This window comes from Pseudochrobactrum kiredjianiae (genome assembly GCF_030362795.1).
GTDB classification, from domain to species: domain Bacteria; phylum Pseudomonadota; class Alphaproteobacteria; order Rhizobiales; family Rhizobiaceae; genus Pseudochrobactrum; species Pseudochrobactrum kiredjianiae.
In genome coordinates this window covers 216,846-239,874 of sequence record NZ_JAUCBM010000002.1, presented here as the reverse complement: position 1 = coordinate 239,874, position 23,029 = coordinate 216,846, and the positions used below count along the sequence as shown (strand labels likewise).

Here is a 23,029-nt window from a genome sequence, read left to right as displayed (position 1 = left end):
CGCGTGGCATATGGCGCCTGACTGCGGTGACCCTTCTTTACTGCATAATCTTAAAAATCGAAACTGATTTTATAAATTTACACAGATGCTATGCAAAACTTGCTTTCTCATCACGCCATTTATCCTATCTGCCTATATATAGGGGCTTAATATGACGATTTAAATACGAGCGCGTTGCAGCTGTGATATCACACCGGTCAAGTGGTGAACTGTTCCGGCCAGTCGCGATTAATAAACTGCTCCTACTCGTCGCGGCCGATAAATTGCTCCGTCCAGTCGCGGTGGGTAAACACCTGCCCCTGCTCCCGCAAGCGACGAACCTGCGCCAGATCAATGCTGCAATGCATCCAGCGGCTAACCGCTGTTGTATCCGTTTCGCTCTCAGCAAAAACACCGCTTGGCGGCATTCCATAATCCGACGGCACATAGAGCGCTGCGCGACCGCTGTTTTCATCCAGCGCCGGTGACCACAGAGCTTCGCCAGCCGTCGGAGATACCAACACAGCAAACTGATTTTCCAGCGCCCGCGCTTGCGCGCCGATACGCACGCGATAATAACCCGCCAGCGTATCTGTGCAGCTCGGCGCCAAAATCAGTTCTGCGCCCTGATCGCTCAGTCGACGTGACAGCATCGGAAACTCATTATCATAGCAGATCAGAATCCCGATCCGGCCAAATGCAGTTTCAAAACAACGCACATCCTCAACACCGCCGCTGATGCTCCATTGCTCGCGCTCAAAACGGGTCATAATGATTTTATCCTGATGCCCGATGAGACCCTCCGGCCCGAACAGCCATGCGCGATTGCGATATTTGCCATCCGCATCAAGCACTGGTGCACTGCCGGGCTGCAAGACAATCCTATGCTCACGGGCAATTGCCTCACAAAGCTCCAGCCAGCGTGGAATAAGCGGCTGAATGCCAGAGATCGAACCATGCAGATCACTGCGAACCTCTGGCTCTAACTGACCGGATAGCACAAGCCCCGCATATTCCGGCAATAGCAGAACCTGCGCGCCTTGAGCCACCGCATCCGCGCAGAGCGCACGCAAATGCTGCTCATAGGCATCCCATGTTTCAATCAACTCAATCACATATTGGCAAGAAGCAAGGTGCAGCATCAGCTCAGTTCCTTCACCCAGAATGACATTGGCTTATCAGTTTCATGAACATCTCCCACATCACGCCAGCTATACTGTGTGCGTAATTCCGGACGGTGAAAGAAGCCGCGTTTATTCCAGAAGCTGTCCAGCGGCTGATATTCTGCCGGTCGCAGCGGATGATCCTGAGGGCGCTCCACCGCGCAAAAACAACAAGTCGTAAACGCCCCGCTCTGGCGCGCATAGTTTTCGCGCGCTTCAAAAAAGCGCACGCCAAGGCCGGTGCCGCGATAGGTGGGTAACAATACAGATTCCCCGAAATAAAAGATTTTAGTCGGATCATAACCAAGGCCGATAAAGGGAGCTTTGAACGCCGGTGTTTCATCACGCATCGGAATACCGGTAGATGCGCCGATGACATCAGCGCCATCAATCGCCAGCACAAAGAGACTGTCAGGAGATTGCGCATAAGTCGCAATGTAACTGGCTTCGTAATCCATTTCCCCGTCATAAAGATAAGGAAAATCGCGGAATACCTTCATGCGCAACCGTGCCAGATCGTCAATATAAGGCGCGATAGCGCGGCCTGAATAGGTCTCAATTCTGACAGTCATGCACTATCCTCCAGCTCCCTTTCTCTATAAGCGATCACGCCTAAAAGAACAGGACTGGTTACGGCAAAGAATTACGCAAAAGTGCCATTTCCCTGCGCATTTACGCCTTTGCTTTTGCCGCACAAGGCTTAAGAAGGGTCAGCAAATATTCGGGAGACATTGCCATGACCGCCTCAATGACTGCAACACAGATTATCCGCGCCTATTATGATGCTTTTAATGCGCAGGATATGGAGACTTTTCTCAACCTGCTGCATGATGAAGTCGTGCATGACATTAATCAGGGCGAGCGCCATCAAGGCAAAGAGCATTTCCGCTCTTTCATGGCGCATATGAACAGTTCCTATAAGGAAAATCTCACCGAAATGGTAATCATGGCCAATGCGGAAGGCACACGTGGCGCAGCGGAATTTATCGTGAATGGTGAATATCTGGCCACAGACGAAGGCTTGCCGGAAGCCAAAGGCCAGAAATATGTGCTGCCTGCCGGTGCGTTTTTTGAGCTACGTGACGGCAAAGTTGCCCGCATCAGCAATTACTACAATCTCAATGACTGGATTGCACAGGTCAGCAAGTAAAAGGAAGTGCGCTGTTTCTGAATCGATAAGAAGCAGCGCAGCTTTTACATGAAATAGGTGGCTATCCGCTTGCCTTCGACATCCTGCACTTTGAACACCGTACCATAGATGGTCTCCAGCACCACAGGGCAGACAATCTCTTCCGGTGTGCCCTGACAGAACAACTTACCATTCTGCATTGCAACAATATGGTCGGAATAGCAGGACGCGAAATTAATATCATGCAGCACGACGACAACGGTCTTGCCCAGATCATCCGCCGCTTTACGCAATAGCTTCATCATCTCGACCGAATGTTTCATATCGAGATTATTCAGCGGCTCGTCAAACAGCGTGTAATCCGTATCCTGACACAGTACCATCGCCACATAGGCACGCTGGCGCTGACCGCCCGACAATTCATCCAGAAATCGATCGGCAAGATCACTCAAATTCAAATACTGAATAGACCGCGCCACGAATTGGGCGTCTTCTGCCGTTGGTCTGCCTTTGCTATACGGATACCGACCGAAGGTCACCAGATCACGCACGGTCAGACGTGCAGTCATATGGTTTTCCTGTCGCAGGATCGACAGGCGTTTTGCCAGCACATCTCCGGCAGTGCGTGCCACATCCATATTATCGACCAGTACCTGACCCTGATCCGTCGGAATAAGACGGCTGATCATCGACAGCAATGTGGATTTACCGGCACCATTGGGGCCGATAATCGATGTGATGCCGCCTGATGGCAATGTCACAGAAACATTATTGACCACCAGAGTTTCGCCATAGGTTTTACTGACGGCTTTGACCTCAATCATCGGGCAACTCCTCGTACCAGCATCAGAATAAAGAACAGACCGCCGACAAATTCAATCACAATGCCCAAGGCAGTATTGAAAGCAAACACACGCTCAAGAATAAGCTGCCCGCCAACCAAAGCGATCACAGCCAGCAGTACAGCAGCAGGAATGGTATAACGGTGCCGCGTCACCGGCATAATCATATAGGCCAGATTAGCCACCAGCAGACCAAAAAATGTGACGGGCCCAACCAGAGCGGTGGATACAGAAACCAGCACTGCAACCATCATCAAAATAATCATCGTGGTGCGTTTGTAATTTACACCAAGCCCGATAGCCGTTTCACGCCCCAGCGACAGAATATCGAACCGGTGGCCAATACGCCAAGCTACAACTGAAATCAGCCCGACAATCATGGCTGACAAGCCCAGCAACTGACTATCAATCGTGTTGAAAGACGCGAATAATCTGTCCTGTAACACCACAAAATCATTGGGATCGATAATGCGCTGTAAAAAACCGGAGCCGGAACGGAAAAACACGCCAAAGATAATCCCCACCAGCATCAAGAGATGCAGCGAGCGCCCCTCACCAGCAAACAGCCAGCGATAGAGCAGACCGGAAAAGCCCATCATCAGCGCAATTTCAACCAAAAACATCAGTTTCGGATTGGCCATGGAAACGGCATGAGCACCAAGCGTGAAAACCAGTACCGTTTGCAACAGCGCATAGAGCGCATCAAAACCCATGATCGAGGGCGTCAAAATCCGGTTATTGGTGATGGTCTGAAACAGGATCGTCGATAAAGCGATAGAATAAGCAACCAAAATCATCGCGGCCAGCTTGGTACCACGAAACGGCAGTACAAAGCTCCAGCTGCCCTTAGCGCCAATGGTCATAAAGCCTGCGATTGCAATCAGCGCAAGCAGCGCGAGCAATGCCAGTCTTTTCAAAGCGCTGCGGCGATTGGCCGGATTTTCCGCAGCCAGTGCATTATGCGGCTGTGAGCGATCCTGGACGGCGAAGACAGTTTCATGCACCACGGGCCGACTTCCTTAAAACGAGATACAGGAAGAAGGCACTGCCCAGTACACCGAGAATTGTACCGACCGGAATTTCATAAGGCGCATTAATTGTGCGTCCGATCATATCGCAGATCAGTACCAGACCGGCACCCAGCAAGGCAATCCACGGCAATGAGCGGCGCATACTGTCGCCCATCACCATGCTCACCACATTCGGCACAATCAGCCCGAGAAACGGCACAATGCCCACCGTTGTCACCACGCATGCCGTGACCATGGAGACGATCGTCAAACCCAAAGTCATAACACGGCGATAATTCAAACCGAGATTGGTCGTAAAAGCCTCGCCCATACCGGCGACGGTAAACCGGTCAGCGGCAATATAGGCCGCAATGGTCAGGCCGAAAGACAGCCACAATAATTCATAGCGGCCACGCAACACGGCCGAAAAATCACCGGTTGTCCATGCGCCCATCGACTGTAACAGGTCGAAACGATAGGCAAAGAATGTGGTGATCGCCGAGATTACCCCGCCGAGCATAATCCCGACAAGTGGCACAATCACCGGCGAGCGCAGCGGAATTTGACGCAAAATCAGCATAAACAGCGCAGTACCGGCCAGTGCAAAACTTGTCGCCACCAGCATCTTGCCGAAAACCGGCAATCCCGGCGCCAATATCATGACTGTCAGAATACCAAGGGAAGCGGAATCCACCGTACCTGCAGTTGAAGGTTCGACAAAACGGTTACGCGCCAAAATCTGCATGATTGTGCCGGAAACGGCCATCCCTGCACCGGCAAGGATCAGCGCAAGGGTGCGCGGAATACGGGTTTCCACCAGAACGAATTGCGCGCGCCGTGCGGTTTCATCACCAAACAGGCTTTGTACAGACACGTCACTCACACCGATAAACAAGCTTATCAGCGCAAGAACGATCAGCAGGCATGTGGCAGCAATCAACTTCACAAGGACGGCAACCGTTTTAAGCGTTTCGCTTCACAGACATAGCTGCACAAGCGATCAGCGGTGGAAACAACACAAGCATAATAAAAAGGCAGCAGTGACAATGCATTGCTGCCTTTTAAAAAGCTTTGCAGACAATCTGGATGCTTTAGCCTGAAAGAACCGGCGGGGTAAAGTCAAAACACGACATATTTACTCCGCTTATCCATAAAGATCGCTTGTCACAGCCGGATATTCGCCTTTGCAGGATTACTTCTTGAGACCGGCGATCAACTGATCAACGATTTTACCCATTGAGGTCAGACCGCTGGCATTGAGATACCATGCCGAACCATCCAGATAGATCACCTGCTTATTTTTCCATGCATTGGTTTGGGCAACCACTGCATTGTCGAGGAATTTTTCAGCGGCAACGCCTTCGCGGCCAATTGCTGCATCGCGGTCGATGACATAGAGCCAATCCGGATTTTTCTCGAGAATATATTCAAAGGAAACCGGCTGACCATGACCGCCCGGCTTGATATCGTCTGCGGCAGGCTTCACACCAAATTCGTCATAAAGCACGCCAAAACGCGAACCCGGACCATAGGCGCTGATCTTGCCGCCGGTGGTGAGAACCAGAAGGCCGGTGCCGGATTTGGCAGTCAGTGCTTTCAGCTCATCCTTCTTGGCATTTACCTTAGTCAGAGCCTCTTCCGCTTCTTTGTCTTTGCCAAAAATATTGGCAAGCGTGCGGATATTGTCTTCCGAGCTTTTCACAAAATTGGCAGCATCTGCTGTCAGATCAATCGTTGGGGCAATCTTGGCCAGCTCTGCATATTTAGCAGCGGAACGACCACCAACGATAATCAGATCAGGCTGGGCAGCATTCACAGCTTCATAATCCGGCTCAAACAATGTGCCTACCTTGATATAGTCATCGGCAGCATATTTGCTTAAGTAATCCTGTAATTTGATGGTCGGAACACCGGAAACCTTAACGCCCAGAGCATCCAGCGTATCGAGTGATGAAAGATCAAAGGTAATCACTTTCTGCGGAACATCCGGCAGTTTTGTTTCACCTTGGGCATGTTTAATGGTGACTTCACCGGCAAGAGCTGCACCTGCAAACAATAGGGCACCGGCAGCGATGCTTGCGAAAAGTCCTGTCATGCGTTTCATCTTATTTCCTCTTCACCTGAACATTTCAATTTGAATTGTCTCGATTATCAGTCTTCAACGTGATCATGGCCGCCGATACGACCCGGACGCCAATATCCTTCTGAAGCGATCTGCTCACGGGTCAAACCACGCGATAGCAAATTCTGGCGCTGCTTACGCACATTGCTGGTCTCACCGATCAAAATGGCATGACCACGGCCATGCGGCAGATGATAACCGGCAACGGCCTGCGCCATAAAATCACTCGGGCCAGCTTTAATGTCTCCGCGATGTAGCCATGTAATCTGCGTTGCGGTCAGTCCTTCACGGATATCATTCAGAGCGATTTCGGAATCGGTATTATCAACCTCAATCAGCACATGCATCTGCGCTTTAGCAGGCATGGTTTCGAGAATATGGAAAATAGCTGGCAGGCAGCACTCGTCACCGGTGATCAGATGCCAGTCTGCATCTTCCCGGAAAGAAGCACCGCCGCGCGGGCCGCGCACATTGATCTTGTCACCAATCTTCGCATCTCGGGCAAAAGCAGGCCCCGGTGTCAGATTATTAGCATCGCCATGCATGAAAAAATCGACGTCCAGCAGACCTTTTTCTGTATCAAGGCTGCGAATTGTATAGTCACGACGGCCAAATTCACCGTCAGCAGTTGGCAGCATCATCACGATGGCCTGCCCCGGACGATAGGTAAATTCTGCAATATCAGGCGCAGTAAAGGTCACACGACGCATATTAACCGGCGCATCAGCCACTGCCGTTACTGTCAGTTCCCACTGGCGCAGTTGCGGGCGTCCCATTGGCGGCGTCGGAACCTGAGGGGTTTGATCCTGTGTCATCTATGCTCACTCCCTGATAGCATCTGGCCCTGATAGCATCTGGGCCTAATAGCATGTCGCTGTTCAGACATTTTCGTTGTGAACAGCAGGCGTGCCACTTCTGAACACACCATAGCCCTTTATGCTATAAGTAAGTGGATAAAATAAATCAACTTTGTATTATCTTATACAATAGTTTTGCCTGATATAACTGGCTGTACCAGACGCGCGAGTGCGGCCAGCAGATCCGTCTGCGAAATCAAGCCAACCACATGATTGTCCACATCCGTTATAATAACGGCATGAGAGCGCCCGTTGGTCAGCACCGGCAAAAGGCTCATCGCTGCATCCTGCGGCTGGGCTACCGGCGGCACAATCATCAGCGCGCTAACCGCACCCTGACCCTTCAGCAATTCGCGCAAACCAACGGTACCCAGCAGCTTGTTCGCCTCATCCACCACCGGCAGCGAGCGTATATTATGTTTCAGCAACAAAGATCGGGCATAATCATCCGTGTCATCTGCTTTCACAGACACGACATGACGCGACATGATAGAGGCGCAATCGGGCCCCGTTTTACCCGATGCATTATTGCGCATCACCGTCTGCATTTCGATCTGGCGTAACAGGACTTCCAAATCATCGCGGGTGATGTCGAAACTTTCCTGCATCTCGGACAAAGCCGCATCAATATCAGCGGAAGTCGGTCCGCCCCGCATTTGCGTTGGCGTATCCTGTGTCTGATGCTGGTTCACCACCGGTATTGTGTGCGGATAAGGGCGGCGCAAAACCTTATGAAACACAATGCCAAACAGCACGACCAGCGCGGAATCCAAGGCTACAGGCACAAAAGGAAACAGAAAACCGGCCTCGGTAATTGCCTGTCCGCCAATAACAGCCGTGAGTGCAATCGCACCACCCGGAGGATGCATAGCGCGCGCAACCGACATCGCCAAAACGGACAAAGCCACGGCCAGCCCTGCTGCCAGCAGTGGTTCCTTCACCAAGTGAAAGACTGCAACACCAACCAGCGCTGAAATTGTGTTGCCGCCGATAATTGCCCAAGGCTGCGCCATCGGGCTGGATGGCACGACGAACAACAGAATGGCCGATGCACCGACCGGCGCGATCAGAAAGACATAATGCGATGTATGATCATAAAGCCACGCACTCACCACGCCGGTAAAAGCAACACAGAGCATAATACCGACAGAAGCAATCAGACGGGAACGAAAGGTTGCGCCAGCCAGCAAGGGCGCAAAAAGACGGTCTGCCGTGCGTCTCAGACGGCTACCGTTTTTGTCAGGCGAGGTCATTGAATTAAACCGTTATCACATTCCGGATATGTCGTGATTAACAGTTGCCTGACCAGATGAACAGGCCGGAGAGGGAATTAATAATCTAAAACACCCGATAAAACGCGATCAACCAGCGGGACGCATGACTGAACCAGTAAATGCTTTCATTAAAATGGTTAAGGACATTCCCCAGAAAAAACCATCAGCTAAACCTGACGTCACACTGTAAATTGCCGTAAAATTCAATTCTCTCAAACTATCAGGGTGATATCCGGCATAAACATTCAGGCTATAAAGACAGCCGAAATTCAGCAAAATAACAATGATGGGCACCACAGAACCGGGACGCTGCACCATACCGGTTGTGCTGTCGAAAATGGCAGGCGGTTGCATTGCCATAACAGTTTTTCCAAGTAGCAAACCAACAATCAATGCAATTGCAAAGATAAAAAGCGCCGACCAAGGCATATAAAGCTTGTTAAACATGCCATAGATGCCCCAAATCAGAAAAATAGACGGCATCAGTAACATTCGTTTAGGGGAGATATTTGTCATGGATAGAAGGCATATCCCACGATAGACAAGATATACCAGCAAAACCCACACCCACCAAGGTGTATGCGTCACAATCTCTGTCAGCTGCATGTGTCACCTATTTTTAAACTCTCTGAACCATAGATGATTTTAAAAAAGTGACCAGTCCGCTCTGTTGCCCGCTAATTTTAATATTAAACGCTGAAAACCTGCCGGAACTGCGAAATTTGTGCAAAAGCTGCGGAACGCACTCTGCCGAGTTTGCTGCTGTCAACCACCAGATAAGACTCGACCGCACGTGAAATTGCCATCTGTTTGAGCGGCACTTCATGAAAATGCGAGCAGGTCACGCCATGCGTATCATGCACACCACCGGCTGAAATAAATGCCTTATTAATGGTGAGTTTCTTCAATGTTTCGATCCCCTCCTCACCGGAGAAAGAAGCCGCAGAGGGATGGAATACACCACCAAGCACGATGAGGCGCACATCCTCACGGGCTGAAAGAATTTCTGCAATATTGAGCGAATAGCAGACAACCGTCACCGATTTATTCTCGGGCACCAAACGGGCGAGATGTGGCATTGTTGTACCGCAATCGATGAAAATTGTATCATATTCTTCAATCAAAACGGCAGCCTCAGCACAGGCTTGTGCTTTGGCCACTGCATGGCAGTCACTTTCCTGCTCAAGGCTATAATCGCTGCCGCCGGCACCATCCTGTGCAGAAATAATATAACCGCCAAGGCAATGAAAGCCGTAAACAGCGCCGTTGGTGCCATTCTGCTGCGCCATATCCCGCCGGATTGTGATCTCCGATACGCCAAGCTGTGCTGCAGCATCACGCAGGCGCATAACACCATGATTTGCCATTAATCCGGCAAGCTCTGAAAGACGCTCATCCCTGCGACTGGTTCTGCTCAATGATTTTCCTCTGACTGATCCACCGAAGACAAATGCTCTGTCTATTGCTTTACACATTTCCAGACACAAAACCGGCTTACGCTTTGTCTGGAAATGTTCATTACCCGTTACAATGAATTTTACACTCTTGACACATTAAACATTTTAGTGAAACGATCAAAACATAATGATCGGATAATAACAAAATAAAAAAGCGATCATGTTTCGGGGGGACGTCCAAAGCTCAAAGCTGAGGAATTTACCCGATCATTCGAGTTTAACAGGCACGGTTTTTCAGGGAGGATCACGTGAAAAAACTTCTGGCTTCTGTCGCAATTGCAATGTCGATTGCTATGCCCTCCGCTTTCGCGGAAGGTGTAATCGATACATCTAAGGTCAATAAAGACCTCATCACCACCGCCAATGATAAGAAATATACCATTGCGACCGTTGTTAAGGTCGATGGTATTGCCTGGTTTGACCGTATGCGTGACGGTGTTGCGCAGTTTAAAGACGAAACCGGCCATGATGTATGGATGGTTGGTCCAAGTCAGGCCGATGCGGCCGCTCAGGTGCAGATTGTTGAAAATCTGATCGCACAGGGCGTTGACGCAATCACCATCGTGCCGTTCTCCGTGGAAGCGGTTGAACCGGTTCTGAAAAAAGCACGCGAACGCGGTATCGTGGTTATCTCCCACGAAGCTTCAAACATCAAAAACGTCGATTATGATATCGAAGCTTTTGACAACAAGGCTTACGGCGCCAATCTGATGAAGCAGCTTGGTGAATATATGGGCGGCAAAGGCAAATATGTTGCCACCGTCGGCAGTCTGACTTCCAAGTCCCAGATGGACTGGGTTGATGGCGCAATTGAATATCAGAAAGCCAATTTCCCGGAAATGGCGCAGGCTACCGAGCGTCTGGAAACCTATGACGACGCCAATACCGACTATACCAAGCTGAAGGAAGCGATGACCACCTATCCGGATATTACCGGTATTCTGGGTGCGCCGATGCCGACGTCTGCCGGTGCCGGTCGTCTGATCGCTGAAGGTGGCCTGAAAGGTAAAGTCTTCTTCGCAGGTACAGGTCTGCCATCGGTTGCCGGTGAATATCTCAAGAACGACGATATCCAGTATATCCAGTTCTGGGATCCTGCCGTTGCCGGTTATGCCATGAATATGCTGGCCGTTGCCGCTCTGGAAAAGAAAAACGACCAGATTAAAGCTGGTCTTGACCTCGGCCTTGCCGGTTACAATGCGCTGCTCGCACCGGATGCAGCACAGCCAAACCTGCTCTATGGCGCAGGCTGGGTTGGTGTAACCAAAGACAACATGGCTGAATACGACTTCTAATCAAGTCACGCGCCGGAGGCGGTCGCAACCTTGTTGCCGCCTCTGTTTTTACCAGCTCTGCGGGAACATATCCGTTCTGTCACAGGCAGGAATAATATGACTGAAAATCTGATAGAACTGCGCAATATTGGCATGCGCTTCGGGGGCGTCAAAGCCCTTGACGATGTGTCGCTGACCATCCGCCGCGGTGAAATCCATTGCCTTGCCGGTGAAAACGGTTCTGGAAAATCAACGATCATCAAAGTCATGTCCGGTGTTTATAATCCACAGGACGGTGAAATTCTGATCGACGGCAAGCCTGCCGGCAAACTCAATCCTGTCAAATCTGTACATCACGGTGTGCAGGTGATTTATCAGGACTTTTCTCTGTTCGGAAACCTGACGGTAGCCGAAAATCTCGCGCTCAATACGTTTCTGATTGAGGGGCGCAAAACCGTTAACTGGAAACAGGTGCGAGACCTGGCACAAAAGGCGCTTGATCGTCTTGGTGTGAGCATTAATCTTGACGCCACAGTTGATACTTTGCCAACTTCCGGCAAACAAATTGTTGCCATTGCCCGCGCAGTCATGGCCGATGCGCGCCTCATTATCATGGATGAGCCGACAACAGCGCTGACCCGCCATGAGGTGGATGCGCTGTTCAAAATCGTGCGCGATATTCAGGCACAGGGCATTGCTGTGCTGTTTGTCAGCCACAAAATGCGCGAAATGCTTGAAATCAGCGAACGCCTCACCGTTTTCCGTAACGGCAAAAAAGTGGCCGAAGGTCCGATTGTCGATTTTGACGAACCAGCCATTACCCGCGCGATGACCGGCCTTGATCTGAAACCGGACAGCTATGTGTGGCAGGCAAAAGACCAGAGCGCACAGCCGGTGCTTAAAGTCGAGAATCTGAAAGCTAAAGATCGTGCGACCGGCAATGTGCTGCTCGACGGGGTAAACCTGTCACTTCAGGCCGGTGAGATTGTCGGCATTTCCGGCCTGATTGGTTCCGGCCGTACAGAGCTTGCGTTGTCGCTATTTGGTATGCTGCCGCAATGCACAGGAACAATGCAGCTCAATGGTAAAACCATCCACCCAAAATCGGTGCGTGAAGCCATTGATCTCGGTATTGCCTATGTGCCGGAAGACCGCCTCACGGAAGGTCTGTTCCTCACTCAGTCGATTGAGCGCAATATCATTGTGACCTCGCTGGACAAGATGGTGAGCGGCTTGTTCATCAACCGAAAAAAGGTCGATCAGGTCACGCAACAAATGTTCGGTGCCATGCAGATTGCAGCACCGGGTCCGCATACGCCGGTCAATCATTTATCCGGTGGCAATGCACAGCGTGTGGTGCTTGCCCGCTGGCTGCTGACTGGCGCGAAAGTGCTGATCCTCAACGGCCCGACGGTCGGTGTGGATGTCGGCTCCAAGGCGCAAATTCATGCGATTATCCGCAAACTTGCGACTGATAACGGTCTTGCTGTGCTGATGATCTCCGATGATGTGCCGGAACTGGTGCAGAATTGCAATCGTGTTGTCGTGATGCATCGCGGCAAGCTGGTGGATGAATTGTCCGGCAGCATCATGACTGAAGATGCCGTCAATGACCGGCTGAAAACACTGAATTGAGGAACCGGTCATGAAATTCTATCAAACAACAGAATTTATCATCGCCTGCGTTCTGCTGCTGGCTATGATTACGATCGGCTTTATCAATCCGGCCTTCTGGTCGCTGGATAATATGTTCGGCCTGCTGCGCTCCAATGTCGTGATCGGTATTATGGCGCTCGGCGTGCTACTGGTGATGATCTCCGGTGGCATTGACGTGTCTTTCACCGCCTTTGCAATTGCCGCAATGTATCTGACGGTTAAAGCCATGGTAGCCATCGGTTATGATGGTGTGGTCATCCCGTTCATTGCGGCAACATTAATCGGCTTGATCCTCGGCGCTTTCAATGCGGCCATCATTTATAAATTTCGCATGATCCCGCTGATCGTGACACTCGGCACCGGCTCCATCGTGCGCGGCTTGGTGCTGGGTCTCGTCGGCACCAGTATTGTCAATATCAACAAGATGCCGAAAGAGCTGATCGAATTCGGCAAGACTGATATTGTCTCGATGACATCAGCAACCGGAACCAATTTCGGCCTCACAGCGATGGTGCTGGTTTATCTGGGCATTGCGCTGCTCATCCACCTGATGCTGAAATATACCATGACCGGCCGCTCAATTTATGCCTATGGCGGCTCGCCGGAAGCTGCAAAACGCGTTGGTTTCAGTACGGCCAAAACTATTTTCGTTGTCTATTGTGTGGCTGGTGCATTGGCCGGATTTGCAGGTCTGCTGCATTCCTCAATGATCTGGCTCGCCAATCCGCGTGACTTTACCGGCCTTGAGCTGGAAGTCATTGCGGCAGTTGTGCTGGGCGGCGCGTCGATCTTCGGCGGACGCGGCTCGGTGCTTGGTACATTGTTCGGCGTTTTCATGCTGGTGATGGTCAAGAACTCGCTGATTATCATGAAAGTCGACACCACATGGCAAAAAGTTGTCGTTGGTCTCATCATTATCATCGCCACGGCAATTACCGCATGGCGTGACCGGAAAAATCTGGTGTGAGCGGCGGGGATAAAGATATGAAAAAAAATATTGATACGCGCCGCTTCCTCAGCCCAGCCAATATGGATCGCAATATCCTGCAGCTGGTGATTATCACCGTGCTGGTTTTTGCGGCGATGAGCTGGCTCAATCCAGATAAATTTCTGCGCTATTACAATTTTGAATCCATCAGCTACATCATGCCGGAACTCGGCATTCTGTCGATTGCCATGATGATTGCCATGCTGACCGGCGGTATTGATCTGTCGGTTGTCGGCATTGCCAATCTTTCCGGTATTCTCGCCGGTGTCTACTTCCACTCTACCATGGTGCAGGCTGCCCAATCCTCCGACAGCAATATGCTGCTTTATACGGTGATCGGTGTGGTACTCGCTTTGCTGGTGGGGCTGGTGGCAGGGTTGGTCAACGGAATATTGATCGCTAAATTGCGCATCACGCCCATTCTTGCTACGCTCGGCACCGGTCAGGTGTTTATGGGCTTGGCACTGGTGCTCACCGGCGGCCCTGCAATTGTTGGCTTTCCTGATGCATGGAACATGATCGGTAACGGCAAAATCTTTGGTGTTGCCACCCCTTTCATCATTTTTGTCGGGGTGTCCGGCCTTGTTGCGCTGCTGCTCAGCCGTACCACGCTCGGCCTCAATCTGATGCTGATCGGCACTAATCCCAAGGCGGCCGTTTTCGCAGGTCTGAAAAAGGATCGCATGATCCTCTATTCCTACATGCTCACAGGTATGCTCGCCTCGCTGGCCGGTATCATCCTGTCCGGCCGTACCAATGCTGCAAAATCTGATTACGGTGCATCCTATCTGCTGCAGGCCGTGCTGATTGCTGTGCTCGGCGGCACCAATCCGGCAGGCGGCAAAGGACGCGTACTCGGTGTGGGCATTGCACTTGTGGCACTAATGCTGCTGTCATCCGGCTTCCAGATGCTGCGTTTCTCCAATCATCTGATTGATTTCATCTGGGGGGCATTCCTCATTCTGGTGATTGCAATCAATGCCTTCCGCAATTCAGACAGGTAGTGCCATGCAAGATATTTCCATTCAGCTGCGCCGTCAGGATTTCACAGACAAACCGCATGAAATTGCATCCTCCGACGGTCTGACCGTCACTGCATTCCGCTATGCCACCGGCGTTGAAGCACTGATAATTGAAAATCAGCGCGGCCATCTGATCGTGCTACCCTATATGGGGCAGATGATCTGGGGTGCGGAATTTGACGGCGTTGATCTGACGATGGGCAACAGCTTTGCTATGCCGCGCCCTGCCAAAACGATTGCCGAGACCTATGGCTGTTTTGCTTTCCATTCCGGCCTGCTGCGCAATGGTGTGCCTTCTGCACAGGATACTCATGCGGCGCATGGTGAAATGCCTTGTGCCAATATGGACAGTGCCGGTCTGATTTTCGGTGAAGACGAACAAGGTGCTTATGTCGAAGTGACTGGCGAATATGAATATGTGATGGGTTTCGGCGCGCATTATCTGGCACGGCCGAGCGTGCGCCTTTATGCGGATGACACATTATTCGACATCGAAATGGACGTTGAGAACCTCTCCTATGCCCCGATGGAGCTGATGTATATGTGCCATGTCAATTTCGCATATAATGAAGATGCACGTATTGTTCAGCCAACTTCCTTCTCGCCGGAAGATACCAAAGTGCGCACTGCCGTGCCCGCGCATGTAACACCAAATCCTGACTATCTGGCACTGATTGATGAGCTGGCTAAAAATCCAGCTGCCATGGAAGTGCTAGATGATCCAGATCGTTATGATCCTGAGCAAGTCTTCTATTTGCGCAATCTGAAGCAGGACGACAATGGCATCATTCACCAGATGATGAAACTGGAACAGGGCGAGGCTTTTGCCATTTCCTATCCGGCAGCAGATTTCCCGAAATGTGTGCGTTGGGTTCTGGTCAATGGCGATGCACAGGTTGCAGCTTTTGCGCTGCCATCGACCTGCGAACCGGAGGGCTATCTGGCAGAGAAGGCCAAAGGCAATGTGCGCCTGCTGGCTCCGGGGGAACGTGCAAGCTTCCCTGTCCGCCTCGGCTATCTGGCACCTGCAGAAGCCGACGAATTTGAACAGATGATTACCGCACTTTAAGGCTCTTCCCCGAACGGTTTGCGCCAATCGGAGCAAGATAAAGAAAAGCAGAGAGATAGAGTATTTTCGATGTCGAAAAAAATCGCTGTTGTCGGTTCTAACATGGTCGATCTGGTTACCTATATGGATCGTATGCCTTTCTTGGGCGAAACGCTGGAAGCCCCTTTGTTTGAAATGGGCTGCGGTGGCAAGGGTGCCAATCAGGCATTTGCCGCAGCACGCCTTGGTGCCGATGTGATGATGGTGACCAAAGTCGGCGATGATATTTTCGGTGACAATACTATTTTCAATCTGCAAAAAGCGGGTATCGACACCAAACATGTCGGTGTCATCAAAGGCAAATCCAGCGGTGTCGCACCAATTTTTGTCGATAAGAGCGGTGAAAATTCCATCCTCATCGTGAAAGGTGCCAATGCCGATCTGTTGCCACAGGATGTGGATGACGCTGCCGAAGATCTGAAACAATGCGGCCTGATCCTGATGCAGATGGAAGTGCCGGTCGAGACGGTCTACCACACCATCGCTTTTGCAGCGGCAAACGGCATTGAAACCATTCTCAATCCGGCACCTGCTGCGGCTGATCTTGATCCAGAGCGCATCCGTCAGGTATCGTTCCTTGTACCGAATGAGACGGAACTGGCTCTGCTTTCCGGCATGCCCGTTTCAACCGATGATGAGACCACTGCTGCTGCCCGCTCACTGATTGCCAAAGGCATCCGCACGGTCATCGTGACGCTCGGTGGTCGTGGTGCGCGTTTGATAACCGCTGATAATGTGGTCAGTATCGCACCCGTCACAGTCACGCCGAAAGATACAACAGGCGCGGGTGATGCCTTTATCGGCTCTTTCGCTCGGTTCTATGCCGAACACGGCAACGTGGCGGAGGCTCTTAAAAGCGCCAGCCTCTATGCTGCCGACAGCATCACCAAAACAGGTACGCAGAAATCCTATGCGTCTCTCGAGGAATTTGCAGAATTCTGTAAAAACCATAGCTGAACCTCAATCTGCTGCACCCACAGATATGGTGGTGCATTAATTTAACCGGTGCAATCATCGGATCAGACAGGTTCCCGGCTTCCCCCGTAGGCGGGAACCTGTCAGAAAACGGTTTTATGATTAAAACCGCCGATTGCACCCAAACTATACGGATATACGATGAGCCCTTCTCATACACGTAACGCCGGAACACCGCTCAAAACAGAGTGGTTTGACGATATCAACGTCAACCGTTCAGCACTTGAGCGCCGTGCCGCGACACTTCCCGCCCGCCGCTCGGTGAAAAAGGAATATCAGGCCGCGTGGTTGGTACGTGCCGTTCAGTGTATCGACCTGACAACGCTGGCCGGTGACGACACGGCAGGTCGTGTGCGCCGCCTTTGCGCAAAAGCGAAAAACCCGATCCGTGCGGATATTCTGGAAGCACTGGGGCTGAGTGATGCCAATATCACCACCGGTGCAGTCTGCGTTTATCCGACCATGGTACCGCACGCGGTTAAGGCACTGGAAGGCAGCAATATTCCGGTTGCTTCCGTTGCGACTGGTTTTCCGGCGGGCCTTATCCCGCTGCCGCTGCGTCTGGCAGAAATCCGCTATGCGGTTGAAGAAGGCGCAAAGGAAATTGATATTGTCATCACCCGCGAGCATGTTCTGACCCAAAACTGGCAGGCGCTCTATGATGAAATGGCTGCCATGCGCGAGGCCTGCGGTGAAGCGCATATGAAAGCCATTCTCGCCACCGGCGATCTGCAAACCCTGACCAATGTCTACAAGGCATCTATGGTTGCAATGCAGGCTGGTTCCGATTTCATCAAAACCTCAACCGGCAAAGAAGACGTCAATGCAACCTTGCCGGTCAGCCTGACAATGGTGCGCGCACTGCGCGATTATGGTGAGCGCACAGACCAGATCATTGGCTTCAAGCCTGCCGGTGGCTTGCGTACTGCCAAGGAAGCCCTCGTCTGGCTGTCGATGATGAAGGAAGAACTGGGGCATGACTGGTTGCAGCCGGATTTATTTCGCATCGGCGCATCCTCATTGCTCGGTGATATTGAGCGCCAGCTCGAACATTATATGACCGGCCGTTATGCCGACCTCTCCCGTCACGCTGCGGCATAAGGAATTTACGACTATGGCACAGATCAAGGATATTCTGAATACAATGGAATATGGCCCGTCTCCCGAAGCCAATGGCGATGTAGTTGCATGGCTGAAAAATCATTCCGCTCCGTTCGGTCATTTCATCAATGGCCGCTTTACCGATGCAGGCAGCGAGCAAATTATTGACGTAATCAACCCGGCAACCGAACAGCGCTTAGCGGGTATTGCCAAAGGTACCGCGGAAGATGTTGATATGGCTGTCAAAGCCGCCCGCGCCGCGTTCGGCAAATGGTCGAAACTCTCCGGCCATGAACGCGCCAAATATCTCTATGCGATTGCCCGTCATTTGCAGAAACGCGAGCGTTTCTTCTCCGTGCTGGAGAGCATGGATAACGGCAAACCGATCCGCGAAAGCCGTGATATTGACGTGCCGCTGGCTGTCCGCCATTTCTATCATCATGCCGGTTGGGCTGAGATGGTGGAGGATGAGTTCCGTGGCTTCTCACCTCTCGGTGTCTGCGGTCAGGTCATCCCGTGGAACTTCCCGCTCTTGATGCTGGCATGGAAAATCGCGCCTGCGCTCGCTGCCGGTAATACGGTTGTGCTGAAGCCTGCCGATCTCACGCCACTGACTGCTATTGCCTTTGCGGAAATCTGCCATGAAGTCGGCCTGCCTGCCGGTGTGGTCAATATTGTGCAAGGCGACGGTGAAACCGGTGCATTGATTTGTGGGCATGAGGATGTGAACAAGGTCGCCTTTACCGGCTCAACCAATGTCGGCCGCATTATCCGCGAGCAGATTGCCGGTTCCGGCAAGAAACTGTCACTGGAGCTCGGCGGCAAGTCGCCATTCATCGTTTTCGAAGATGCCGACCTCGACAGCGCTGTTGAAGGCGTTGTCGATGCGATCTGGTTCAATCAGGGTGAAGTGTGCTGTGCAGGCTCGCGCCTTCTGGTGCAGGAAGGCATTGCGGAACGCTTCTATGCCAAGCTGCGCAAGCGCCTTGAAACCATTCGCGTTGGTGATCCGCTGGACAAATCCACCGATGTCGGTGCCATCGTTTCACCAACGCAGGTCAAACGTATTTCCGCGCTGATCGCCAAAGGCGTAGAAGAAGGCGGCGCGCTGTGGCAAACGCCAAATGCCCTGCCCACAAAAGGCAATTTCATCGCGCCGGGCTTCTTCACCGAAGTTGATCAGGCTTCAACCGTTTGTCAGGTCGAGATTTTCGGCCCGATTGCAGCCGTAACAACTTTCCGCACACCTGCTGAAGCAATTGCACTGGCTAATAACACTGCATACGGGCTGGCTGCTTCCATCTGGTCGGAGAATATCAACACGGCTCTGGATATTGCAGCTTCCGTTAAAGCCGGTGTTGTCTGGATCAACTGCACCAATATGCTTGATGCCGGTGCCAGTTTCGGCGGTTATCGTGAAAGTGGTTTCGGTCGTGAAGGTGCGCGCGAAGGGCTTTATGAATATCTGGTCAGCGACTGGGAAAAAGCTCTGCCGCTCGCTGAAGAAACCGAAAGCGTTTCTTTCTCCGCTCTGCCTGTGGCCGGTGAAAAAGTGGCTGCCGGTTCCATCGACCGCACGATGAAAAACTATGTCAGCGGCAAGCAGGCACGCCCTGATGGCGGTGCAAGTTATGCTGTCTACGGCAAAGGCAATATCGTTATCGGTGAGGCACCACTCAGCAACCGCAAAGATATCCGCAATGCCGTAGAGGCAGCAGCAAAAGCAGGTTCATGGGGTGGCGCGACCGCGCATAACCGTGCGCAGGTGCTGTATTATTTGGGCGAAAATCTCGAGCAGCGCCGTGCTGAGTTCATTAAACTGCTGGTGAAAAGCACCGGCGTTACGGACAAGAAAGCAGAAGAAGAGTTCGACGCTTCAATCCGTCGTATTTTCTACTATGCTGCACAGGCCGATAAGTTTGACGGCGCCGTTCATTCGACCAAGTCGCGTCATGTCACACTGGCAATGAACGAACCATGGGGTGTCACCGGTATTGTCTGCCCAGATGAACTGCCGTTGCTCTCGATGATCTCGCTGATCTTACCCGCAATCGCTATGGGCAATCGTGCTATGGTTGTGCCGTCCAGCCGTCACCCATTGATTGCCGGTGCCTTCTATCAGGTGTTGGATACATCAGATGTACCGGCAGGTGTTGTCAATCTCATCACTGGCGAGCGTGATGTGCTGGCCAAAACACTGGCAGAACACGATGCTGTGTCCGCGCTCTGGTATGTCGGGTCCCAGGCAGGCAGTGCCATGGTTGAGAAGGCCTCTGCCGGCAACCTCAAAGCCACATGGGTCAATAATGGCCGTCAGCGTAACTGGCTGGATACAGCACAAGGTCAGGGACGTGATTATCTGCGCCGTGCTGTGCAAGTTAAAAACATCTGGGTACCTTATGGTGCATAATCCGAATACGCACTGAATAAAAAAGCCGCCATTTGGCTCCAAATGGCGGCTTTTCCAATGACGTTCTATACTAACTAAGTTTAGCCACCCTGCTTCTGCTGTTCATAAGTGAAACTGCCATCCGGCATTTTCTTCCACTCATACATCACATAACCCGGCAATTTGGCATCGCCTTTTTCGTCAAAAGCCAGATCACCCAAAGCGGTTTTGAACGGACCTTTTTCCTTCATCGCCTTGGCGACTTCCTGCGGATCATTAGAACCGGCAGCTTTGGCAGCTGCTGCCAAAGACTGTGCTGCCGCATAGGAATAAAGTGTATAGGCTTCCGGTTCGAAACCGCTGTCGCGGAACTTCTTCACCAGTTCGGCATTGGCCGGATCAACACGCGGATCTGGTCCAAATGTGTTGAGCGTACCGACAACCGCATCACGGGCAATAGAAGCCAGCTCGTTGTTAACAATCGCATCACCGGAAATGAACGTGACCTTCAGCCCCTGATCTGCAAGCTGACGGATAATCAAGCCGCCCTCAGTATGCACGCCGCCCCAATAGAGAACATCAATACCGGCCGCTTTGGCCTTGGTAATCAGTGCCGAGAAATCCTTCTCGCCGGTGTTCACACCTTCATACATGACCTCTTTCACGCCGAGTTCATTAAAGGTCTTTTTGGTGGCATCGGCTAGTCCCTGACCATAAGGGGTCTTATCGTGAATGACCGCGATTTTTTTATCTTTGAAATGATCGTTGATGTAATTACCAGCAACAATGCCCTGCTGGTCATCACGTCCGCAGGTACGGAACGTATTCCAAAGACCTTTTTCCGTATAAGCTGGATTAGTAGCACCCGGGCTAATCATCAGGATGCCATTTTCGGCATAGACATCTGATGCCGGAATAGTCACGCCGGAATTATAGTGGCCGATGACGAATTTTACGCCATCCGCAGCGAATTTATTGGCAACAGAAATCCCCTGTTTCGGGTCAGAAACGTCGTCCCCAATGACGATTTTCACCTGTTCACCGTTAATACCGCCATTGGCGTTAATTTCAGCAATTGCAGCTTCTGCTCCCTTCAGAATCTGCTGCCCGTAAGTGGCATTCGGGCCGGTCATCGGTGCTCCCACACCCATAAGTAGCTCTGCCTGCGCGGTTGCTGTCCAGGCTAAAACGGCTGCAACTGCAACACCGGACAAGAATTTCAAGCGCATAAAATATTCCTCCCACTTAAACTCAATATATTCTAAATCATGTTATTCCCGTATGCTGTATGCTCAGATATTTACGTTTCATAAATATCTGTATTCATTGTCATTTTTAATAAAATAGTACAGATATGAATATCAAATACTACAAGGATAAGAGTATATTTAAATTTTCACAATATAACTCTTATTACGGCATCTTCGCCATGATACAGGTCGCTGTCAACTTACTTTCCAAACACTGACACTTTGCCTCACTGATCCCAGAAAGTGGGAAACTGAGACCAGCAAACCAAGGCAGCATTACAGGACTTTATTCGCGTCATGCTTCATCTCAGGATTTTTTACCAACCCGAACCCGTTTACGCCGCAGCTCTCCCGGCGTTATCATCCGACATTTTTTCAGAGCCGTTGTCATATGGCTCTGACTGGAAAAGCCTGCCCTGTCAGCAATTTCAGCCAATGAAATATCCGTATTCGTCAACATATCCTCAGCCGCACTTAAACGAAGCGCCAGCAAAAACTGATGTGGTGTCTGCCCAAAGCTCTCGCGAAATGATGTCAGAAAATGTCCGCCAGAAACACCCAATATATTGGCCATTTTGGAGATAGACAGTTTGCGCATATAGTTTTCACGCAAATATGCTTCTATTCGGCGCGATGCCTGATAGGAGAGCCCACCGTTTTCCTGCTTAGCCCCGGATGTTCTGAGAAATGAATGGTTTTGCACCAATTGAACGATCAAAACGGCAAGCAGCGCCTGAAGATAACCGGCACTCACCGGCGCATTTTTTAACAATTCGGCACGCAACAAGTTGGCAATCAGCAAGGCTTTGGGATTAGGCAACCTTGAGGGGTGCGGAAACAGTTCCGAGAGTGACAAACCACCACTGATATCCCTCAAATCACGTAGCAAATTATTATCAAGGGCAATCTGGAGATAATCGGTTTCTATCGGCCATTGCAGGGTATATTCAGTGCAAGCCGGTATAATCAGCACGGTACCCGCAGGCGCATCAAAACTCTCACCGAATTTGCCTTGCAGCGACCAGTGCAGATCCTTGATTGCTGCGAGAACGATGATTGCGGTGCAATGATCGTGGCGATAACTGAATTTACCGCGATGACTAACAATATAAGCGATTTTATTTTGATGATGAACTAAGTTTTTGAATGTATCTGAAATACCTTCATTCAAATTTTCTACAGTTTCGTGAAATAAAAACCCTTGTTGATGCGCAACGGAATTAGCATCTGTATTTAAGTTTAAATTATTCATTTCTCACCCCAAATGATTAGTTCTTATTTATTTTTAAAATCAAAAATGGCTGCCGCCACAACGTCCTGCTCTGTCACCCCGAGAGCACTCAACAACACAACCTTACACCTGCTATCATGCAAAATAACTACCATAGGTTGTATTTTTATTGCAACCAAAATTTACTGGAAATGATATTTTT

The 23,029-nt window shown here is 51.0% G+C and carries 21 protein-coding genes; 9 read left to right on the top strand and 12 right to left on the bottom strand.

Translation table 11 applies throughout. From position 1 onward, the window contains the following. Window positions 1–242: 242 nt before the first annotated feature. Both QUF18_RS07140 and QUF18_RS07135 read right to left on the bottom strand, forming a co-directional pair. Window positions 243–1,121 (bottom strand): carbon-nitrogen hydrolase family protein, encoded by an 879-nt coding sequence (locus tag QUF18_RS07140; RefSeq protein WP_289386404.1) that lies wholly within the window; start codon window positions 1,119–1,121, stop codon window positions 243–245. After that, on the bottom strand, window positions 1,121–1,714 hold the full coding sequence (locus tag QUF18_RS07135; protein WP_289386403.1) for a GNAT family N-acetyltransferase: 594 nt from the start codon (window positions 1,712–1,714) through the stop codon (window positions 1,121–1,123). The genes QUF18_RS07140 and QUF18_RS07135 overlap by 1 nt, the downstream gene beginning before the upstream one ends. A 176-nt stretch (window positions 1,715–1,890) precedes the next feature. Here QUF18_RS07135 and QUF18_RS07130 point away from each other — a divergent pair, with 176 nt between their 5' ends. Next, the gene (locus tag QUF18_RS07130) at window positions 1,891–2,292 is read left to right on the top strand and encodes a ketosteroid isomerase-related protein (protein WP_289386495.1); all 402 of its coding nucleotides are present in this window, start codon (window positions 1,891–1,893) and stop codon (window positions 2,290–2,292) included. 44 nt (window positions 2,293–2,336) lie between these two features. On the opposite strand, the gene QUF18_RS07125 is transcribed toward QUF18_RS07130, so the two are convergent. The 8 genes from QUF18_RS07125 to QUF18_RS07090 all read right to left on the bottom strand — a co-directional run bounded on the left by QUF18_RS07125 (window position 2,337) and on the right by QUF18_RS07090 (window position 9,794). Continuing rightward, window positions 2,337–3,095 carry an iron ABC transporter ATP-binding protein gene (locus tag QUF18_RS07125; protein ID WP_289386402.1) on the bottom strand — a complete coding sequence of 253 codons (759 nt, stop codon included), beginning with the start codon at window positions 3,093–3,095 and terminating at the stop codon, window positions 2,337–2,339. After that, a complete protein-coding gene (locus QUF18_RS07120) occupies window positions 3,092–4,066 on the bottom strand; it encodes an iron chelate uptake ABC transporter family permease subunit (RefSeq protein ID WP_289386494.1) in 975 nt (324 codons plus the stop codon). Before QUF18_RS07120 ends, QUF18_RS07125 begins: the two co-directional genes overlap by 4 nt. A gap of 43 nt (window positions 4,067–4,109) precedes the next feature. Then, the gene (locus QUF18_RS07115) at window positions 4,110–5,069 is read right to left on the bottom strand and encodes an ABC transporter permease (RefSeq protein WP_289386401.1); all 960 of its coding nucleotides are present in this window, start codon (window positions 5,067–5,069) and stop codon (window positions 4,110–4,112) included. Between the two features lie 246 nt (window positions 5,070–5,315). Further along, window positions 5,316–6,227: a siderophore ABC transporter substrate-binding protein gene (locus QUF18_RS07110; protein WP_289386400.1), complete on the bottom strand. Its 912-nt coding sequence runs from the start codon at window positions 6,225–6,227 to the stop codon at window positions 5,316–5,318. A 47-nt stretch (window positions 6,228–6,274) separates the two neighbouring features. Continuing rightward, window positions 6,275–7,060: a siderophore-interacting protein gene (locus QUF18_RS07105; protein WP_289386399.1), complete on the bottom strand. Its 786-nt coding sequence runs from the start codon at window positions 7,058–7,060 to the stop codon at window positions 6,275–6,277. A gap of 164 nt (window positions 7,061–7,224) precedes the next feature. Further along, window positions 7,225–8,355, bottom strand: a complete 1,131-nt coding sequence (locus QUF18_RS07100) for an HPP family protein (protein WP_289386398.1) — start codon at window positions 8,353–8,355, stop codon at window positions 7,225–7,227. A gap of 108 nt (window positions 8,356–8,463) precedes the next feature. Continuing rightward, entirely contained in the window at window positions 8,464–8,982 is a 519-nt protein-coding gene (locus QUF18_RS07095) for a DUF6622 family protein (RefSeq protein WP_289386397.1), read from the bottom strand. A gap of 83 nt (window positions 8,983–9,065) precedes the next feature. After that, window positions 9,066–9,794: a DeoR/GlpR family DNA-binding transcription regulator gene (locus QUF18_RS07090; protein ID WP_289386396.1), complete on the bottom strand. Its 729-nt coding sequence runs from the start codon at window positions 9,792–9,794 to the stop codon at window positions 9,066–9,068. 287 nt (window positions 9,795–10,081) lie between these two features. Between QUF18_RS07090 and QUF18_RS07085 the strand changes: the two genes are divergently transcribed. From QUF18_RS07085 to QUF18_RS07050, 8 genes are all read left to right on the top strand, one after another. After that, a complete protein-coding gene (locus tag QUF18_RS07085) occupies window positions 10,082–11,128 on the top strand; it encodes an autoinducer 2 ABC transporter substrate-binding protein (protein WP_289386395.1) in 1,047 nt (348 codons plus the stop codon). 96 nt (window positions 11,129–11,224) lie between these two features. After that, window positions 11,225–12,742 carry a sugar ABC transporter ATP-binding protein gene (locus QUF18_RS07080; protein ID WP_289386394.1) on the top strand — a complete coding sequence of 506 codons (1,518 nt, stop codon included), beginning with the start codon at window positions 11,225–11,227 and terminating at the stop codon, window positions 12,740–12,742. A 10-nt stretch (window positions 12,743–12,752) separates the two neighbouring features. Continuing rightward, the gene (locus QUF18_RS07075; protein WP_289386393.1) at window positions 12,753–13,730 is read left to right on the top strand and encodes an ABC transporter permease; all 978 of its coding nucleotides are present in this window, start codon (window positions 12,753–12,755) and stop codon (window positions 13,728–13,730) included. 17 nt (window positions 13,731–13,747) lie between these two features. Further along, the gene (locus QUF18_RS07070; protein ID WP_289386392.1) at window positions 13,748–14,755 is read left to right on the top strand and encodes an ABC transporter permease; all 1,008 of its coding nucleotides are present in this window, start codon (window positions 13,748–13,750) and stop codon (window positions 14,753–14,755) included. A 4-nt stretch (window positions 14,756–14,759) separates the two neighbouring features. Continuing rightward, window positions 14,760–15,842: an aldose 1-epimerase family protein gene (locus tag QUF18_RS07065; RefSeq protein ID WP_289386391.1), complete on the top strand. Its 1,083-nt coding sequence runs from the start codon at window positions 14,760–14,762 to the stop codon at window positions 15,840–15,842. A 69-nt stretch (window positions 15,843–15,911) separates the two neighbouring features. Further along, on the top strand, window positions 15,912–16,838 hold the full coding sequence (rbsK, locus tag QUF18_RS07060) for a ribokinase (protein WP_289386390.1): 927 nt from the start codon (window positions 15,912–15,914) through the stop codon (window positions 16,836–16,838). 159 nt (window positions 16,839–16,997) lie between these two features. Next, window positions 16,998–17,957: a deoxyribose-phosphate aldolase gene (gene deoC, locus QUF18_RS07055; protein WP_289386389.1), complete on the top strand. Its 960-nt coding sequence runs from the start codon at window positions 16,998–17,000 to the stop codon at window positions 17,955–17,957. Window positions 17,958–17,970: 13 nt separating this feature from the next. Then, window positions 17,971–20,367 (top strand): aldehyde dehydrogenase family protein, encoded by a 2,397-nt coding sequence (locus tag QUF18_RS07050; RefSeq protein WP_289386388.1) that lies wholly within the window; start codon window positions 17,971–17,973, stop codon window positions 20,365–20,367. Between the two features lie 80 nt (window positions 20,368–20,447). Here QUF18_RS07050 and QUF18_RS07045 read toward each other — a convergent pair whose 3' ends face one another. Together QUF18_RS07045 and QUF18_RS07040 are read right to left on the bottom strand one after the other, a co-directional pair. After that, complete coding sequence (locus QUF18_RS07045; protein WP_289386387.1) at window positions 20,448–21,575, bottom strand: branched-chain amino acid ABC transporter substrate-binding protein; 1,128 nt, start codon at window positions 21,573–21,575, stop codon at window positions 20,448–20,450. A gap of 328 nt (window positions 21,576–21,903) precedes the next feature. Further along, the gene (locus QUF18_RS07040) at window positions 21,904–22,848 is read right to left on the bottom strand and encodes a helix-turn-helix domain-containing protein (RefSeq protein ID WP_289386386.1); all 945 of its coding nucleotides are present in this window, start codon (window positions 22,846–22,848) and stop codon (window positions 21,904–21,906) included. Window positions 22,849–23,029: the final 181 nt, after the last annotated feature.

What these genes read in the sequence shown, in the direction of transcription:
- QUF18_RS07130 (WP_289386495.1), top strand. Translation starts at nt 1,891, where the DNA reads ATGACTGCAACACAGATTATCCGCGCCTATTATGATGCTTTTAATGCG.
- QUF18_RS07045 (WP_289386387.1), bottom strand. Translation starts at nt 21,575, where the DNA reads ATGCGCTTGAAATTCTTGTCCGGTGTTGCAGTTGCAGCCGTTTTAGCC.
- QUF18_RS07040 (WP_289386386.1), bottom strand. Translation starts at nt 22,848, where the DNA reads ATGAATAATTTAAACTTAAATACAGATGCTAATTCCGTTGCGCATCAA.
- QUF18_RS07100 (WP_289386398.1), bottom strand. Translation starts at nt 8,355, where the DNA reads ATGACCTCGCCTGACAAAAACGGTAGCCGTCTGAGACGCACGGCAGAC.
- QUF18_RS07105 (WP_289386399.1), bottom strand. Translation starts at nt 7,060, where the DNA reads ATGACACAGGATCAAACCCCTCAGGTTCCGACGCCGCCAATGGGACGC.
- QUF18_RS07075 (WP_289386393.1), top strand. Translation starts at nt 12,753, where the DNA reads ATGAAATTCTATCAAACAACAGAATTTATCATCGCCTGCGTTCTGCTG.
- QUF18_RS07095 (WP_289386397.1), bottom strand. Translation starts at nt 8,982, where the DNA reads ATGCAGCTGACAGAGATTGTGACGCATACACCTTGGTGGGTGTGGGTT.
- deoC (WP_289386389.1), top strand. Translation starts at nt 16,998, where the DNA reads ATGAGCCCTTCTCATACACGTAACGCCGGAACACCGCTCAAAACAGAG.
- QUF18_RS07065 (WP_289386391.1), top strand. Translation starts at nt 14,760, where the DNA reads ATGCAAGATATTTCCATTCAGCTGCGCCGTCAGGATTTCACAGACAAA.
- rbsK (WP_289386390.1), top strand. Translation starts at nt 15,912, where the DNA reads ATGTCGAAAAAAATCGCTGTTGTCGGTTCTAACATGGTCGATCTGGTT.
- QUF18_RS07080 (WP_289386394.1), top strand. Translation starts at nt 11,225, where the DNA reads ATGACTGAAAATCTGATAGAACTGCGCAATATTGGCATGCGCTTCGGG.
- QUF18_RS07125 (WP_289386402.1), bottom strand. Translation starts at nt 3,095, where the DNA reads ATGATTGAGGTCAAAGCCGTCAGTAAAACCTATGGCGAAACTCTGGTG.
- QUF18_RS07050 (WP_289386388.1), top strand. Translation starts at nt 17,971, where the DNA reads ATGGCACAGATCAAGGATATTCTGAATACAATGGAATATGGCCCGTCT.
- QUF18_RS07135 (WP_289386403.1), bottom strand. Translation starts at nt 1,714, where the DNA reads ATGACTGTCAGAATTGAGACCTATTCAGGCCGCGCTATCGCGCCTTAT.
- QUF18_RS07140 (WP_289386404.1), bottom strand. Translation starts at nt 1,121, where the DNA reads ATGCTGCACCTTGCTTCTTGCCAATATGTGATTGAGTTGATTGAAACA.
- QUF18_RS07110 (WP_289386400.1), bottom strand. Translation starts at nt 6,227, where the DNA reads ATGAAACGCATGACAGGACTTTTCGCAAGCATCGCTGCCGGTGCCCTA.
- QUF18_RS07070 (WP_289386392.1), top strand. Translation starts at nt 13,748, where the DNA reads ATGAAAAAAAATATTGATACGCGCCGCTTCCTCAGCCCAGCCAATATG.